The organism is Rhodococcus sp. D-6 (genome assembly GCF_040256695.1).
Classification (GTDB): domain Bacteria; phylum Actinomycetota; class Actinomycetes; order Mycobacteriales; family Mycobacteriaceae; genus Rhodococcus; species Rhodococcus pyridinivorans.
In genome coordinates this window covers 3,567,573-3,582,808 of record NZ_CP132970.1, presented here as the reverse complement: position 1 = coordinate 3,582,808, position 15,236 = coordinate 3,567,573, and the positions used below count along the sequence as shown (strand labels likewise).

Below are 15,236 nucleotides of genomic sequence, written 5' to 3'. Positions count from 1 at the left end.
TACAAATACTCGTTCGACGAGTGCGGGTCCGTGATGGCCCGATGGGCAAGGAGGCGGCGATGTACGGATCCGGGGACCGTGACTGGGTGGTCGCGGCGCGGTGCCGCGGGGTGGACACGTCGATGTTCTTCCCTCAGCCCGAGGACGGCCGTGGTGCGGTGCTCCGGGCCGAGCGGCAGGCGAAGGAGGTCTGTCGCTCCTGTCCGGTGATCGACGCGTGCCGAGTGCACGCCGTGCGCACCGGAGAGACGCACGGCGTGTGGGGCGGCATGAACTACGCCGAACGGCGAGCGTTCGAACGTGCGATGAAACTCGGTCGCCTCCAGTCGGTCTGACGTTGTCAGCCGACGTTGGTGACGGGGATCAGACCACCGGTGACGGAGGCGCCCGCATCGGAGATCAGGAACTCGATGACCTTCGCGATGTCGGCCGGCTTCGACCAGCGGCTCGTGTCGGCGTCGGGCATCGCGGCGCGGTTGGCCGGGGTGTCGATGACGACGGGCAGCAGCGCGTTGACGCGGATGTGGTCGTCGCGGTACTCGAGCGCCATCGTCTCGACCAGCGCCGACACCGCAGCCTTGGAAGCGATGTAGGGGGCGCCGCCCGGGAAGGGGTTGAGCGTCGCGGCGGTGGAGATGCAGACGATCGATCCACCGCCGCGGCGGATCAGGTGGGGCAGCGCCGCCTGGCTGACGGAATAGGCGGTGCGCAGGTTGAGATCGAGCTGGGAGTCGAGGACCTCGATCGGGGTTTCGTGCACCCGCGGTCCCGAGGCGAAGCCGCCGACGAGATTGACGACGCCGAAGAGGGGAGCGTCGGGGTCGTCGCACGCCAGGTTCAGGGCGTCCTCGAGCTGTTGCTCGTCGGAGACGTCGGCCTGGACGAGTTGGAGGTTCGGATGCATGCCCACGCGCTCGAGCTCGTCACGGACCAGCCACGGCACCACGACCCGCCATCCGGTGTCGAGGAGATGTTTCGTCACGGCGCTGCCGAGGCCGCCGGTGCCACCACTGACCAATACGGTGCGAGCCATCTGCCTGTATCCCTTCCGAGCGAGCCGTCTGCCGCGCTCCGACCGTACGTCGGTGCTTGAGAGGAACGATACCGCAAAATGGAAATGGTGCTCTCATTTTTTTCGGTGGGTGGGACGGACGGCCACTGAGCTGCAGTGACGGGTGGATGTGCTACCCGCTGAACGACTTCATACGAAGATCATGACGAACAAACGACGCAAAGTGGAAGGACGGTCGATGACCGACATCGAGGCAGAATTCGTTCACATCGGAGGTCTGCGCGCCTATCTGGCCAGGCCGCTCGGCGGTGCCACCGGAGGAATGCTGCTGCTGCCCATGATCACCGGCGTCGACGCCCAGGTCCGCGAGTACGCGCACGACATCGCCGGAACCGGTGTGACCGCGCTCGTCTGGGATCCCTGGCACGGACCGAGCGCCGACGACACCTCGCGCGAGGAACTCGTGGAGTTGATGCGGGGCCTCGACGACGAGAAGTGCCTCGCGGAGATGGCGACCCTGCTCGACCATGCCTTCGGTGAGCTGCGCCTGGAGAAGGTCGGCGTGATCGGATGGTGCCTCGGCGGACGCCTCGCCCTGATCCTCGGCGCCCGCGACACGCGGGTCGCGAACGTCGTGGCCTACCACCCGTCGATCGCGGTGCCGCCCGCCCCGAACCACACGATCGACGCCGTCGAACAGGCAGGTCGCGTCGCTGCACCCGTCATGGTGCTGCACGCCGGCGCCGACACGATCATGAGCGCCGAGACCTTCGCGAACCTGCAGGCGACGCTGCAACAGCGCGAGACCGGCGCGACCATCACCCATGTCTACCCGGGCGCCGAACACGGTTTCTCCTCCCGCGACCGGCACGGCAATCCCGTCAACGCCGACGCCTACGCCGTGTCGTGGCCACAGGCGTTGAGCTTCGTCGGCGACACCGTCCGCTCCTGACGCGTTCGCTACAAAGTTGGCTTTCCGCTGCGGTGATTGCCGGCCATTGCTGTAGCGGAAAGCCGATCTTGTAGCGGATGAGCAGAATTTTCGGGAGAAACGGTTGCACATGCGCGCGTGAGGGCCACGATGGAGCGCATGGCGTCGAGCGCGAAACTCGAACAGGTCGTCATCCGCATCGCCGGCGACTCCGGCGACGGCATGCAACTCGCCGGTGACAGGTTCACCGCCGAGGCGGCGGCCTTCGGCAACGACCTTGCCACACAACCCAACTTCCCCGCCGAGATCCGCGCACCTCAGGGCACTCTTCCCGGGGTCTCGAGCTTCCAGATCCAGATCGCCGACCACGACATCCTCACCGCCGGCGACCGGCCCGACGTGCTGGTCGCGATGAACCCGGCGGCCTTCAAGGCCAACGTCGGCGACCTGCCCCGAGGCGGCACCGTCATCGTCAACAGCGACGAGTTCACCAAACGGAACCTGAGCAAGGCGGGCTACGACGCCGATCCGCTCGGCACCGACGCGGTGGAGCACCTGACCGTCCACGCCCTGCCGATGGGCACGCTCACCGCTGGAGCCGTCGAACCCGCCGGCGTCGGCAAGAAGGACGCGCAGCGCTCGAAGAACATGTTCGCGCTCGGTCTCCTGTCGTGGATGTACGGGAGGCCGATCGCGCCGGTCGAGACGTTCCTCGAGCGCAAGTTCGCGTCGAAGCCCGACATCGCGCACGCGAACGTCCTCGCCCTGCGCGCCGGCTGGAACTACGGGGAGACCACCGAGACGTTCGCCACGACCTACGAGGTGGCCCGCGCGTCGCTGCCACCCGGCACGTACCGGCAGATCACCGGCAACACCGCCCTCGCCTACGGTCTCGTCGCGGCGGGTCGCGCGGCGGGGATGGACGTCTTCCTCGGTACCTACCCGATCACCCCGGCCTCCGACATCCTCCACGAACTGAGCAGGCTCGAACGGTTCGGCGTGCACACCTTCCAGGCCGAGGACGAGATCGCGGGTATCGGCGCTGCGATCGGCGCGTCCTACGGCGGCGCGCTCGGCGTCACCAGCACGTCGGGCCCGGGGATCGCCCTGCAATCCGAGGCCATCGGTCTGGCGGTGATGACCGAGCTGCCGCTGATCGTCGTCGACGTCCAGCGTGGTGGACCGTCCACGGGCCTTCCGACGAAGACCGAACAGGCCGACCTGATGCAGGCGATGTTCGGCCGCAACGGCGAATCGCCCGTCGCGATCGTCGCTCCGCAGTCACCCGCCGACTGCTTCGACGCCGCACTCGAAGCCGCGCGCATCGCCATCACCTACCGCACCCCGGTCATGCTGTTGTCCGACGGTGCGATCGCCAACGGATCCGAACCGTGGCGGATCCCCGACATCGACGACCTGCCCCGCATCGATCCGCGCTTCGCCGCGTCGCCGGGTGACGACGATCCCGGCTACCTGCCCTACGCCCGCCACGCCGACACCCTCGCGCGCGACTGGGCGACACCCGGCACCGCAGGTCGCGAGCATCGGATCGGCGGACTCGAGAAGGCCGACGGCACCGGCGACATCTCGTACCACCACACCAACCACGAGCTGATGACCCGACTGCGGGTCGCGCGGGTGGCCGGCATCGACGTCCCGGATCTCGACGTCGACGACCCCACCGGCGACGCCGAGGTGCTCGTGCTCGGCTGGGGTTCGTCGTACGGGCCGATCGGGGAGGCCGTGCGTCGCGCCCGGCGAGCGGGGCATGTCGTCGCCCGCGCGCACCTCCGGCACCTGGCGCCGATGCCGAAGAATCTCGGCGACGTGCTCGGCCGCTACCGGCGCGTGCTGGTCCCGGAGATGAACCTCGGTCAGCTGTCCTTCCTGCTGCGGTCGCGGTTCGATGCCGACATCCAGCCGGTGACGAAGGTATCCGGCATGGCGTTCCGCGCCGACGAACTCCACGACGCCATCGAAGCCGAGTTCGCCGGAACACTCGCCGACACCGAACGATCCCGGACGCCGGCCGCGGTCGCCTCGTCGACGAAACTCGACCCGACAGCAGAGAGGGCACGAGCATGACCGGACTCCTCGGCCACGATCTCGGACTCCGCCCGCACACCGACGCACTCGACGGTGTGCCCCGGACGGACGACCCGCAGAAGGCGAAGGACTTCACGTCCGACCAGGAAGTGCGGTGGTGTCCGGGTTGCGGCGACTACGTCATCCTCGCGACGGTCCGCAGCCTGCTGCCCGAATTGGGTGTCCGGCGTGAGAATATCGTGTTCGTCTCCGGTATCGGATGCTCGTCGCGCTTCCCCTACTATCTCGACACCTACGGTGTGCACTCGATCCACGGACGCGCCCCGACACTCGCGACCGGTCTGGCGGTGACGCGTCCGGATCTGTCGGTGTGGGTCGTGACCGGCGACGGCGACGCCCTGTCGATCGGCGGCAACCATCTCGTCCACGCCCTGCGTCGCAACGTGAACATGCGGATCCTGTTGTTCAACAACCGGATCTACGGCCTGACCAAGGGGCAGTACTCGCCGACCTCGGAGGTCGGCAAGGTCACCAAGTCCTCACCCGGTGGGTCGGTCGACGCGCCGTTCAACACCCTGTCGCTCGCGCTCGGCGCCGAGGCGTCCTTCGTCGCACGTGCTCTCGACTCCGATCGCGCCGGACTGACGGAGGTCCTGCGCGCGGCGGCACACCATCGCGGTGCGGCCTTCGTCGAGATCCTGCAGGACTGCCCGATCTTCAACGACGGCTCGTTCGACGTGTTGCGCAAGGACGAAGCGCCGTCGCACCTGATCCCGCTGCGGCACGGCGAACCGATCATCTTCGGCGTCGACGACGAGCTGTGCGTCGTCCGAAAGGGTTTCGGTCTGCGTGTGGTGCAGCGCTCCGAGGTGGACGCCGCCGACATCGTCGTGCACGACGCGCACACCGACGACCCCGAATACGCGTACGCGCTGTCGCGGCTGTCGGACCAGGACCTCCGTTACGTCGTCACGGGGATCGTGCGGCAGGTCGGGCGGACGACCTACGACGACGCGGAGCGCGCTCGGGTGCGGACCGCGCGGGAGTCCGGCACCGCCGACCTGCAGCAGTTGCTGCGGGGCGACAACACGTGGACCGTGCCCTGATGCCCGTATTCGCTACCGTCCTGGCTATTCGCCGCCGCAATTGCTGTGGCGGATGGTCGAAGTCGTTGCGGATCGGGCATGTATGAACAAACTGTTGACAACAACTTGTTCACGCGCCATCCTGGGATCATGTCCGAGGAAGGTTTCACCCCACCCGATCCGAGTCGCGAACGCGCCCACCGTGAGTACGCGGGGCTCTTCCGGATCGCCGAACGGCACGGCAGCACTCCCGAACAACGGGCCAGGCAGTCGCACCCCGAGATGCTCGACCCGCTCGGCGCCATCCGTCTCGTCGCGGCACTGGCGGGCGGCGTGCACAGTCCCGGCCCCGACGAACCCGAGGTCGACGACGCCGACGTCATCGCCGCGCTCGGCCTCGTCCCGAAGGCGCGCGCCGAGATGGACCAACTCGAGGCGCTGATCCTCCGCATCGCGCGGGAGCGCGGGATGACCTGGCAGGAGATCGCTTTCGGCCTCGGTCTGGGAAGCACCCAGGCGGCCCGGCAGCGCTACGAGCGCCTCGTCAAACGAGTTGATGCATAACGACGAAACCGACATTGTTCGCGATTTTCCAAACGATTTCGCGCACAACGTCGGTTTCGGCAGGGGCTGTCAGGCCATGAGTGCGGTGAACCGCCAATCCAGCACGGGCGCCCGCTCGGCACCGCCGCGGTTGCCATTCGCGGCACCGCCGCGGTTGCCATTCGCGGCACCGCCGCGGTGCGCGTAGACGACCGACCGCAGGTTCAGCACGCCACCGCCCTCGGCGAGGGGCTCGGCGGATTCGATGTGCAGGTCGCTGGTGAGGGTGTCGCCCTCCTGCACCGGACCGGTGTGGTCGCACGCCTTCCAACCCAGCACCGTCACGAGATTCGGCAGCGCGCGCGTCGCCTGCGAGAAGGCCAGGCCGATGGTGTGGCCGCCGTACACGAGACGACCCGACGCGCCGACCCGCTCGTCGTGGTGCGTCGCCGCGATGTTGAGGCTCAGGCGCGCGAGTTCCGGTGCGCTCGAGACGACATCGCCGCTGGACTGCAGCACGGCACCGGCGAGGGACTTGTCGAAGTGCTCGCCCGGCACCTTCGACCGGTAGACATCCAGATCCCAGTCGGCGGGCGCGGACCACTGCGGTTCGTCCTGCGGTCCGATGGCCGAGAGGTCGTCGGAGTGCACGACGCGGTCGGGGTCGGGGTTCTCCCTCAGCGGCAGCATCGCGCAGCGGTAGAAATCGAGGACGGTGTTGCCGTCCTGATCGACCGTGTTCATGCGCAACGCCGCGAGACCGGTGGGCCTGCGTCCGGGCTTCGCCGAATTCTCCTTCAGTCCAACGACTTCGGTGGTGGTGTAGAGGGTGTCGCCGATGTGCGGGAAGCGGCGGAAACGCAGGCCGCGGTAGAAGAGGTTGGCCTTGACGTGGTGCGTGACGAGCGTGGACTGCCCGATCGCGATGTCGGTGACGAAACCGGCGTGCGCGACCGGCCCACCCGCGACGGCGGCCGAGAGGTGCTTGTCGAGCGGAAGACGCAGGCGGTCACCGAGAATGCTCTGGTGCGCGGCGGCGAGGCCGTCGGTGAGCGTCACGGCGGGGGCGGTGTCGAAGACCTGGCCGACGGTCAGTTCGTCGAAATAGGGTCCGCCGACGTACGAGGTGGTCATGGCTTTCAGGCTCCGATCTTCGACAGGGTGCGGCGGGCGGCGACGGCAACGGCCTCGTCGAGCATCTGCCCGTCGAGCTGGGCGGCTCCGGCACCGCGGTTCTCGGCTTCCTCTAGCGCGTCGAGAACCTTGCGGGCGGCGTCGACCTGATCGTCGGTGGGGGTGAAGGCCGCTGCCGCAGAGGTGATCTGCGCAGGGTGGATGACCCACTTTCCGTCGAATCCGAGATCGGACACCCACTGCACCGAGTGACGGAAGGCGTCGTCGTCGGCGATGCCGAGGAACGGGCCGTCGATCGCCTGGACACCCGCAGCGCGGGCGGCGTGCAGCACGCGGTCCTGCACGTAGAGCCAGTGCTCGGGCGCGCCGGTGCGGGCGCGGCCCAGGGAGGCGCCGAGGTCGGCGTAGCCGATGATCACGCCGGCAACCCGGGGCCCGGCGACGATCTCGTCGATGCGCTGCACGCCGGCAGGGGTCTCGATGAGGGCCTGCACCGGGACGGTCGAATCGCCGAGGATGCGGTCGGCCTCGACGAGGTCGTCGGCGCTCTCGACCTTGGGGATCACGATCGAGGCGAGGGCGTCGCCGAGTGCGGCGCACGTGCGCAGGTCGTCCTCGAACCAGGGGGTGCCGCGTCCGTTGATGCGCACGGAGACGGTGCGTGCGGCGCCGTGTTCGCGGATCAGGGGAGCCACGAGTTCGCGGGCGGCGTCCTTCTGGGCGGCGGTGACGGCGTCCTCGAGGTCGAGGACGACCTCGTCGGCGGCGGAGGCGAGGGCCTTACCGGCTTTGCGTTCGTCGGATCCGGGGGCGACGAGAACGGCGCGCCGGCGGAGGTGTTGCTCGGAAGACACGGGGACCTCGGGGAGTTCGGTCGGCAATGACGGCGCTAAATGTACGGCCATTGTTGGCGGTATGCCACCCCACGGAGAGGTGTGCTCATAGGAAGGTGCAGTCGTTCGTATCGTCGAAAACTCTGCAATCACGACGTCGAATGACGGTCTTTGCGTTGACAACGTCCGAGCCCGGTCCACAAAATGGCCGTACAAAGTTCCCGGGTCCGTGTGGCCCGTCCCCAACGAAGGATGCCCCGTGACCTACCTGAACGACGAAGAGACTTTTCTGGTCGAGACCGTCCGCGACTTCATCGATCGGGAGGTCAAGCCGTCGGTGCAGGAGGTCGAGCACGCAGGCGAGTACCCCGAGAAGTGGATCGAGCAGATGAAGCAGATCGGCATCTACGGGCTCGCCGTGCCCGAGGAGTACGGCGGCTCGCCGGTGTCGATGCCTTGCTACGTCCAGGTCACCGAGGAACTCGCCCGCGGATGGATGTCGCTGTCGGGTGCGATGGGCGGGCACACCGTCGTCGCCAAGCTGCTGACCCTGTTCGGCACCGAGGAGCAGAAGAGCAAGTATCTGCCCAAGCTCGCCACCGGTGGGATCCGGGCGACGATGGCGCTGACCGAGCCCGGCGGCGGCTCCGACCTGCAAGCGATGACCACGACCGCCAAGCGTGACGGCGACGAGCTGGTCATCAACGGTGCCAAGACGTGGATCACCAACGCGCGTCGCTCGGGGCTGATCGCGCTGCTGTGCAAGACCGACCCCACCGCGCAGCCGCGCCACAAGGGCATCTCCGTCGTGCTCGTCGAGCACGGCCCGGGCCTGACCGTCTCACGCGACCTGCCCAAGCTGGGTTACAAGGGCGTCGAGTCGTGCGAGCTGAGCTTCGACAACTACCGCATCTCCGTCGACGCGATCCTCGGCGGCGAGCCCGGCAAGGGCTTCGCCCACATGATGAAGGGCCTCGAGACCGGCCGCCTGCAGGTCGCCTCCCGCGCCCTCGGTGTCGCGACCGCTGCACTCGAGGATTCCCTCGCCTACGCGCAGCAGCGCGAGAGCTTCGGTCAGCCGATCTGGAAGCACCAGTCCATCGGCAACTACCTGGCGGAGATGGCCACCAAGCTCACCGCGGCCCGGCAGCTGGCGCGCTACGCGGCGGAGAAGTACGACAGCGGCGAGCGCTGCGACATGGAAGCCGGTATGGCCAAGCTGTACTGCTCGGAGATCGCGATGGAGATCGCCCTGAACGCGGTGCGCATCCACGGCGGCTACGGCTACTCCACCGAGTACGACGTCGAGCGCTACTTCCGCGACGCGCCGCTGATGATCGTCGGCGAGGGCACCAACGAGATCCAGCGCAACGTCATCGCGAGCCAGCTCGTAGCACGCGGCGGACTGTGACGACCGGCCGCTAGGATCGGTCCGTCATGGACTACAAGGTGCGGGAAACGGAACCGGCCTACGCGCAACTCGCGCGCCAGCTCCGGGAGGCCGTCGAGGCGGGACGGTACAGCGACGGCACGCGGCTGCCCACCGAGGCCGAACTCGCCGAGGAACACGGCGTGAGCCGGCAGACGGTGCGTCGCGCCTTCCAGGATCTCGTGGCCGACGGCATCGTCTACCGTGTTCCCGGCCGCGGCACCTTCGCGAACGAGTCGGGCCGGCGTTATCGGCGCCAGCTCGGCTCGATCGAGGATCTGCTCGCTCTGTCGGCCGACACGGTCATGCAGATCGTCTCGCCGTTGCGGCGCGGGGTCGACATCGATGCGGCGAGCCGGCTCCGCCTCGACACCGACGTGCTGTACACCGCGGTCTTCAAGCGTCTGCACGACGGAATCCCGTTCGTCCTCACCACCGTTCATCTGCCCGAGCACGTCGCGGCACACGTGCTCGATTCGCCCGAGCTGCAAGCGGGCGCGTCGAGTCGGAACACGATGATCGGCCTGCTCGAACCCCATCTCGACAGTCCCATCGTCGAAGCCGCACAGTCCATCACGGTCGCGCTCGCCACCGAACAGGTGGCGACCGAACTGAATTGTGAAGTAGGACATCCCTTGCTGCGCGTCGACCGGTTGTACTCGAACGACGATGGCGTGCCTACCGAGTTGTCGGTGAGTTACTTTCTGCCCGAGCACTACACCTATCGCGTCACCCTCAGGCGAGCCGGTCTCTGACCGTCGCCGCACATCGACAGGAGCAACAATGCGGGTTCTCAACGGAATCGACGAGGTCGAGAAGGCCGTCGGCGAGCACCTCGGCTACAGCGATTGGCTCGAGATCGACCAGAAGCGCATCGACCTGTTCGCCGAGGCCACCGGTGATCACCAGTGGATCCACGTCGACCCCGAGCGTGCGAAGGACGGCCCGTACGGCAAGACCATCGCCCACGGTTACCTGACCTTGTCGCTGCTGCCGGTGCTCGGCACCCAGATCTTCTCCCTCGAGGGCCTGAAGATGAAGGTCAACTACGGCAGCAACAAGGTTCGCTATCCCGCGCCGGTCCCCGTCGGCTCGCGGATCCGTGCCGGCGCCGAGTTCACATCGCTCGAGCGCACCGCCAAGGGTGCGAACCTCGTCGTCGGATACACCATCGAGATCGAGGGTGGAGAGCGCCCGGCGCTGGTCGCCGAGACGGTGGTCGTTCTCGTCCCCTGATCGTCAGGAGATCTCGATCCGGAGGATGCGGTCGTCGTCGTCGGCCGGGCTGCCGCGACCGTCCCGATTGGACGTCGTCAGCCACAGTGAGCCGTCCGGCGCGGCGACGACGGTCCGCAATCGTCCGTACTCGCCGACGAAGAAGTCGGTCGCGGTGACTGCGGTGTCCTGCACATCAGTATCCGGGATATCGATGCGCCAGAGGCGTTCTCCGCGCAGGCCTGCCATCCACAGGCTGCCGTCGAACCATGCCAGGCCCGACGGCGACGCCTGCGAGACCGGCCAGGTGAGGACCGGATCGACGAATTCGCCGGAGCCCCCGGCCCCTTCGGTCACGGGCCACCCGTAGTTCGCACCGGCCGTCACGAGATTCAGCTCGTCGACGTCGTTCTGCCCGAACTCCGACGCCCACAACCGTCCCCGGCCGTCGAATGCGAGTCCCTGCACGTTGCGGTGACCGAGCGAGTACACCGGCGACGCCGGATCCGGGTTGTCGGGCGCGGGTTCGCCGTCGCCGGTGATGCGAAGAATCTTGCCGCCGAGTGATTCCGGATCCTGGGCGAGTTCGCGCTCGCCCGCCTCGCCGGTCGCGACGTACAGCATCCCGTCGGGACCGAAGATCATCCGCCCGCCGTCGTGGATCCGTCCGGCCGGGATACCGTCGAGGATCACCTCCGGTTCGGCGAGCGTGGTGCCGTCGAAAACGGCTCGGAGTACCCGGTTGTCGCTGCCGGTTGTCACGTACAGGTACACGAAGCGGTCGGTGTCGAAGGTCGGCGACACCGCGATTCCCAGCAGTCCCGATTCGCCCTGCGCGAGGGTCTCTCCGACGCGACCGACCTCGCGGACCTCGCCGTCGGTGATCTCGACGATCCGGCCGGTGTTGCGCTCGGTCACCAGTGCAGAACCACCGGGAAGAAAAGCAACTCCCCACGGAGTGTCGAGACCGGACGCGACGATGCCGGTGACGCGCGGAGTGGCCGTCTCGGACGCCGAGTGCTCGACGATGGTACGGCTCACCCGGGCGGTGCCCTCGTCGACGGACGGACTCGACGGGGACGCACATGCCCCGAGGTACACGGCTGTTGCTGCGGCGGCCAAGCCGGCGAGAAGTGTCCGCGACATGGGTCGATCCTCTCTTACCGAGGTCCGTTCCGTCGGCGAATTCCCGGCGCTCGGAGTCAGGACGAGAACGCGAGCCGGACCTGGGTCTTGCCGAGCACCCGCCGGTCGTCGACGGATACGGTGATATCGATCCGTGCGGTGCGCTCCGCCTCGTCGCGGCGGGCGACCCTCGCAGACACCGACAGGACGGCACCGTACATCGGGTCGACCACAACGGGTCGCGTGAACCGTGTCTCGTAGGAGACGACCACGGTGGGATCGCCGAGCCGTTCCGTGAGGGTCTGCAGGGCGAGGGCTGCGGTGAGCATTCCCTGGCAGAGCACGCCAGGGAGCCCTTCGCCGGCCGCGACGACGTCGTCGTAGTGGATCGGGTTGAAGTCGCCCGAGGCACCGGCGTAGCGGACCAGATCGCTGCGGGTCACCGTCAGTTCGGTCTTCGCGATGACCGCACCGACCTCGAGTTCGTCGAATCGTAGTGCGGTGCCGAGTGTCATGCGTCGTCTCCTCGGTGAAGCAGTGTCGAAGTGACTACCGCGACCAGATCGTCCGTGTCGTCCCGGATCTCGCAGATCGTGGACAGGATGTGGTTGCCGGCGCGTTCGGTGACCTCCGTGATGGTGAGCGTCGCGGTCAAATCGTCGCCGGCCACGATCGGGCGCCGGTGCTCGACCTTCTCCGACCCGTGCACCACCCGGTGCAGCTCGAGACCGGTACCCGGCGTCTCCAGAAGCTGTGTCACCGACGGACTCTGGACGACGGTGGTGAAGGTCGTAGGAGCCACGACATCAGGGAAGCCGGCGGCCCGGGCTGCCTCCGGGTCGAGATGGATCGGATGCGTCGATCGGACGGCGCGGGCGAATTCCCGGATCTTCTCCCGGCCGACGAGATAGGACGTCGGCGGAAAGATGCGTCCGGCAAGGTCGGGGTTCAGCGGCATCAACGCAGCGTAGCGACGTGCGGGGAGGATCGGTGTCGTGTTCGTGACCTACACGCCGAATTCGAGGTGATCGTGTGGGGGACCGTCTCGGGATCACGTGTTGCACCCTCTTGCCGCGACCTTCCATCGCTCGACTACCGCGTCGCCGGAGACCGTGATCAACTCGTCCGCGAGGTTCACGGCATTGCACACGTGGTTGGGGATCACCCGCACCCTGTCGCCGAGTTGTGGGCGGGTCGATGCCTCCGGCCACTGCACCGTCGCGTGATGCTCCGACAGTGCGGTGATGCGCGCGTCCGGTTCCCCGAGGATGCGTCCGTACCCCGTGGCCCACGCGGCTCGATCGGCGCCGAGCGCCTTGGAACCGGCATCGAGCACGATCACCTCGTCGCGAGCGGAAACGACGGTCGCCAGGGCGGTCAGCGCGATGTCGGATTCGCTCACCGCGCCGAGTTCGAGTTGCTGCGCATCACCGAAGACGTACACGCCGGGACGCAACTCGGTTGCAACCGTGGGCACGTCGAGATGTGCCGTGGGGGAGGAACCCCCACTGATCACGGTCGGCTCGATCCCCGCTGCTCGTAGCGACGCCGCTGCTGCCGCCAGTGCGTCGGCTTCCTCCCGTGCTGCGCTGTCGGGCGCGTCGGGTGCGTACGAGTGGCCGGGGAAGGTGAAGACGCCGCGCACGTCGAGGCCCGCCTCGCGGGCCGCCGACGCCACGGTTCCGGCCTGTTCGGGCAACACGCCGGTGCGGTGGTGCCCGCTGTCGATCTCGACGAGCACCCCGATCGCGGTGCCGGCGTGCTCGACGAATTGCCGGGCTCCGGTCGCGGAATCGATCCCGACCGTCAGGCGCACCCGGTCGGTCAACGCGCGCAGCCGTGCACCGCGGGCAGCGTCGACCCACAGCGGGTACGCGACGAACAGGTCGTCGAAACCCTCGTCGGCGAAGACTTCGGCTTCGGAGACGGTCGCGACCGTCAGGCCGCGGGCTCCCGCACCGAGCTGGCGTCGTCCGATCTCGGAGCACTTGTGCGTCTTCGCGTGGGGTCGCAGCGACAGGCCTCGTGAGGCGGCGGACTGCGCCATCCGCGCGATGTTGCGGTCGAGGATGTCGCGGTCGACGAGCAGTGCCGGGGTGGTGTCGAGGTCCATGGCCGAACCGTAGACCTGCCGGACTGAACGCCGACGTCGATGCCTATCACGAGTCGCCGCTCGAGGAGTTCGGTGGCATCCGCCGCATGGTCAACCGCAACGACCGCGCGGTGACGGCGACGGCGGTCGCCGGCCGGGTGGTCTTCCGCGACGGCGAGTTCGTGCCCGGTTACGGACATACCGTCGGCACCGGCCGGTTCCTGCGCGCCGGGGTGGAGGAGCGCGGACCCGCGCCGATGCGCATCCCGGCGGGTGAGCCCGTCGCGTGAGTGCATCCGTAGTACGCCGTACCCAGCAGGAGCGCAGGGAGGAGACGATCGGCCGCATCCTCGACGCGACCATCACTGCCCTCGCCGGGCTCGGCTATACCGCGACCACGATCGGTGAGGTGTGCCGGCGCTCGGGGGTGTCGTCGGGTGGGGTGTTCCGGCACTTCCCCACGCGACTCGACCTGATGATCGCGGCGGCCGACGCCGTCCGGGAACACCAGTTCGCGAACTTCGAAGCGGGTCTCGCGGCGCTCGGCGACGAGCACGCGGACATCTCCGAGTCGCTGCGGGTGTGCCTCGAACTGCTGCGCACCGCCTGCCGGGCCCCGATGAACGCAGCCTGGTACGAACTGCTCGGCGCGGCGCGCACCGACCCGGCGTTGCGGGAGCATCTAACGCCGATGGCCGAGCGCTACCACGCCCAGATCGTCGATCTCGGCAGGTCGCTGCCTGTCGCGGCACGGTTCCCGGCCGACGTCTTCGACACCCTCCTGCTGTCGCTCGTGCACATGTTCGACGGCGAAGCGCTGGCGTCGACGGTGCATCCGCAGCCGGAACTCGAGGTGCGACGGATCGAACTGATGGCCCGGATGTCGGCGCTCGTCACATCTGACATAGGTTCGAATAATGAGCAATAGTGGATCTGCTCCTCAGTGGTTCGTCGACGCCCTGGCCACACCCGTCGAGACCGGGAAGGTCGAGGCAGCCGGTGCGACCATCGCCTACCGGGCGTGGGGCGAATCCGGTCTGCCGGGCATCGTGCTGGTCCACGGCGGCATGGCGCATTCGGGGTGGTGGGACCACATCGGCCCGCAGCTTGCCGCCGGACGTCGTGTCGTCGCGCTCGATCTGAGCGGTCACGGCGACAGCGACCACCGCGAGCACTACACCCTGGAAGCGTGGTCCGCGGAGGTCGTCGCTGCGGCCCGCGCCGGCGGTATCAGCGGTCCACCGGTCCTCATCGGTCACAGCATGGGCGGGATCGTCTCGTTCGCCGCCTCACATCTCCACGGCGACGAACTCGCCGGTGTGGTGATCATCGATTCGCCGATCCGCGACATGACGCCCGAGGAACTCGAGATGCGCGCGAAGGCCGTCGCGAACGCCGGACCGCCGAAGGTGTACGCCGCGGCGGAGGACGCCGTCGCCCGATTCCGCCTCGTGCCGCCGCAGGACGACGCCGAACCCTACGTGCTCGAGCACATCGCCCGCGGATCGCTGAAGCAGGTCGACGGCGGCTGGTCGTGGAAATTCGACAATCTCCGCATGGGACGTGAGGGGCGCCGTAGCCTCGAGGCGATGAGTCCGGGATGCGCCGTCGCCTACTTCCGCTGCGAACGCGGCATCATCGACGACGCGCTCTACGGGCGGATGGTCGACAATCTGGGTCCTGACGCGTTGTTGATCGATCTTCCGGCCTCGGGCCACCATCCGATGATCGATCAGCCGCTGGCCGTCGTCGCCGCAGCCCGGACGCTGCTGGCAGCCTGGGGGAGATGAC

Annotated in this window: 17 protein-coding genes and 1 pseudogene; 11 read left to right on the top strand and 7 right to left on the bottom strand. The window is 68.0% G+C overall.

The features are described 5' to 3' along the window. Positions 1 to 41: 41 nt before the first annotated feature. On the top strand, positions 42 to 335 hold the full coding sequence (locus tag RBB84_RS16660) for a WhiB family transcriptional regulator (protein WP_006553718.1): 294 nt from the start codon (positions 42 to 44) through the stop codon (positions 333 to 335). Between the two features lie 5 nt (positions 336 to 340). On the opposite strand, the gene RBB84_RS16655 is transcribed toward RBB84_RS16660, so the two are convergent. After that, on the bottom strand, positions 341 to 1,033 hold the full coding sequence (locus RBB84_RS16655) for an SDR family NAD(P)-dependent oxidoreductase (protein ID WP_064256116.1): 693 nt from the start codon (positions 1,031 to 1,033) through the stop codon (positions 341 to 343). 217 nt (positions 1,034 to 1,250) lie between these two features. Here RBB84_RS16655 and RBB84_RS16650 point away from each other — a divergent pair, with 217 nt between their 5' ends. From RBB84_RS16650 to RBB84_RS16635, 4 genes are all read left to right on the top strand, one after another. Then, positions 1,251 to 1,964, top strand: a complete 714-nt coding sequence (locus tag RBB84_RS16650) for a dienelactone hydrolase family protein (RefSeq protein WP_064256202.1) — start codon at positions 1,251 to 1,253, stop codon at positions 1,962 to 1,964. 129 nt (positions 1,965 to 2,093) lie between these two features. Next, positions 2,094 to 4,028, top strand: coding sequence for a 2-oxoacid:acceptor oxidoreductase subunit alpha (locus tag RBB84_RS16645; protein WP_064256117.1), 1,935 nt, complete (start codon positions 2,094 to 2,096; stop codon positions 4,026 to 4,028). Continuing rightward, on the top strand, positions 4,025 to 5,095 hold the full coding sequence (locus RBB84_RS16640) for a 2-oxoacid:ferredoxin oxidoreductase subunit beta (RefSeq protein WP_064256118.1): 1,071 nt from the start codon (positions 4,025 to 4,027) through the stop codon (positions 5,093 to 5,095). The genes RBB84_RS16645 and RBB84_RS16640 overlap by 4 nt, the downstream gene beginning before the upstream one ends. A gap of 129 nt (positions 5,096 to 5,224) precedes the next feature. Continuing rightward, positions 5,225 to 5,638 (top strand): hypothetical protein, encoded by a 414-nt coding sequence (locus tag RBB84_RS16635; RefSeq protein WP_060650299.1) that lies wholly within the window; start codon positions 5,225 to 5,227, stop codon positions 5,636 to 5,638. A 69-nt stretch (positions 5,639 to 5,707) separates the two neighbouring features. Here the strand turns inward: RBB84_RS16635 and RBB84_RS16630 are convergent, their stop codons facing one another. Together RBB84_RS16630 and RBB84_RS16625 are read right to left on the bottom strand one after the other, a co-directional pair. Further along, positions 5,708 to 6,751 carry a MaoC family dehydratase gene (locus tag RBB84_RS16630; RefSeq protein ID WP_064256119.1) on the bottom strand — a complete coding sequence of 348 codons (1,044 nt, stop codon included), beginning with the start codon at positions 6,749 to 6,751 and terminating at the stop codon, positions 5,708 to 5,710. A 5-nt stretch (positions 6,752 to 6,756) separates the two neighbouring features. Next, on the bottom strand, positions 6,757 to 7,632 hold the full coding sequence (locus tag RBB84_RS16625) for a CoA ester lyase (RefSeq protein WP_064256120.1): 876 nt from the start codon (positions 7,630 to 7,632) through the stop codon (positions 6,757 to 6,759). Between the two features lie 211 nt (positions 7,633 to 7,843). Here RBB84_RS16625 and RBB84_RS16620 point away from each other — a divergent pair, with 211 nt between their 5' ends. The 3 genes from RBB84_RS16620 to RBB84_RS16610 are packed head-to-tail and all read left to right on the top strand — an operon-like array spanning position 7,844 to position 10,249. Continuing rightward, positions 7,844 to 8,995: an acyl-CoA dehydrogenase family protein gene (locus RBB84_RS16620; RefSeq protein WP_064256121.1), complete on the top strand. Its 1,152-nt coding sequence runs from the start codon at positions 7,844 to 7,846 to the stop codon at positions 8,993 to 8,995. Positions 8,996 to 9,021: 26 nt separating this feature from the next. Next, positions 9,022 to 9,768: a GntR family transcriptional regulator gene (locus RBB84_RS16615; protein WP_006553711.1), complete on the top strand. Its 747-nt coding sequence runs from the start codon at positions 9,022 to 9,024 to the stop codon at positions 9,766 to 9,768. A gap of 28 nt (positions 9,769 to 9,796) precedes the next feature. Then, a complete protein-coding gene (locus tag RBB84_RS16610; protein WP_006553710.1) occupies positions 9,797 to 10,249 on the top strand; it encodes a MaoC family dehydratase in 453 nt (150 codons plus the stop codon). A gap of 3 nt (positions 10,250 to 10,252) precedes the next feature. On the opposite strand, the gene RBB84_RS16605 is transcribed toward RBB84_RS16610, so the two are convergent. From RBB84_RS16605 to RBB84_RS16590, 4 genes are all read right to left on the bottom strand, one after another. Next, entirely contained in the window at positions 10,253 to 11,374 is a 1,122-nt protein-coding gene (locus RBB84_RS16605) for a PQQ-dependent sugar dehydrogenase (protein ID WP_064256122.1), read from the bottom strand. Between the two features lie 56 nt (positions 11,375 to 11,430). After that, on the bottom strand, positions 11,431 to 11,868 hold the full coding sequence (locus RBB84_RS16600; RefSeq protein ID WP_064256123.1) for a MaoC/PaaZ C-terminal domain-containing protein: 438 nt from the start codon (positions 11,866 to 11,868) through the stop codon (positions 11,431 to 11,433). Continuing rightward, positions 11,865 to 12,311: a MaoC family dehydratase N-terminal domain-containing protein gene (locus RBB84_RS16595; protein WP_019290845.1), complete on the bottom strand. Its 447-nt coding sequence runs from the start codon at positions 12,309 to 12,311 to the stop codon at positions 11,865 to 11,867. Before RBB84_RS16595 ends, RBB84_RS16600 begins: the two co-directional genes overlap by 4 nt. 93 nt (positions 12,312 to 12,404) lie before the next feature. Then, positions 12,405 to 13,466, bottom strand: a complete 1,062-nt coding sequence (locus RBB84_RS16590; protein ID WP_024102079.1) for an alanine racemase — start codon at positions 13,464 to 13,466, stop codon at positions 12,405 to 12,407. 14 nt (positions 13,467 to 13,480) lie between these two features. Between RBB84_RS16590 and RBB84_RS16585 the strand changes: the two are divergent. From RBB84_RS16585 to RBB84_RS16575, 3 genes and pseudogenes are all read left to right on the top strand, one after another. After that, positions 13,481 to 13,735: pseudogene (locus RBB84_RS16585) on the top strand (hypothetical protein); the annotation flags it as partial. Further along, entirely contained in the window at positions 13,732 to 14,373 is a 642-nt protein-coding gene (locus tag RBB84_RS16580; protein WP_064256125.1) for a TetR/AcrR family transcriptional regulator, read from the top strand. The pseudogene RBB84_RS16585 and the gene RBB84_RS16580, both read left to right, overlap by 4 nt. Further along, a complete protein-coding gene (locus RBB84_RS16575) occupies positions 14,363 to 15,235 on the top strand; it encodes an alpha/beta hydrolase (protein ID WP_019290848.1) in 873 nt (290 codons plus the stop codon). The genes RBB84_RS16580 and RBB84_RS16575 overlap by 11 nt, the downstream gene beginning before the upstream one ends. Position 15,236 lies beyond the last annotated feature (1 nt).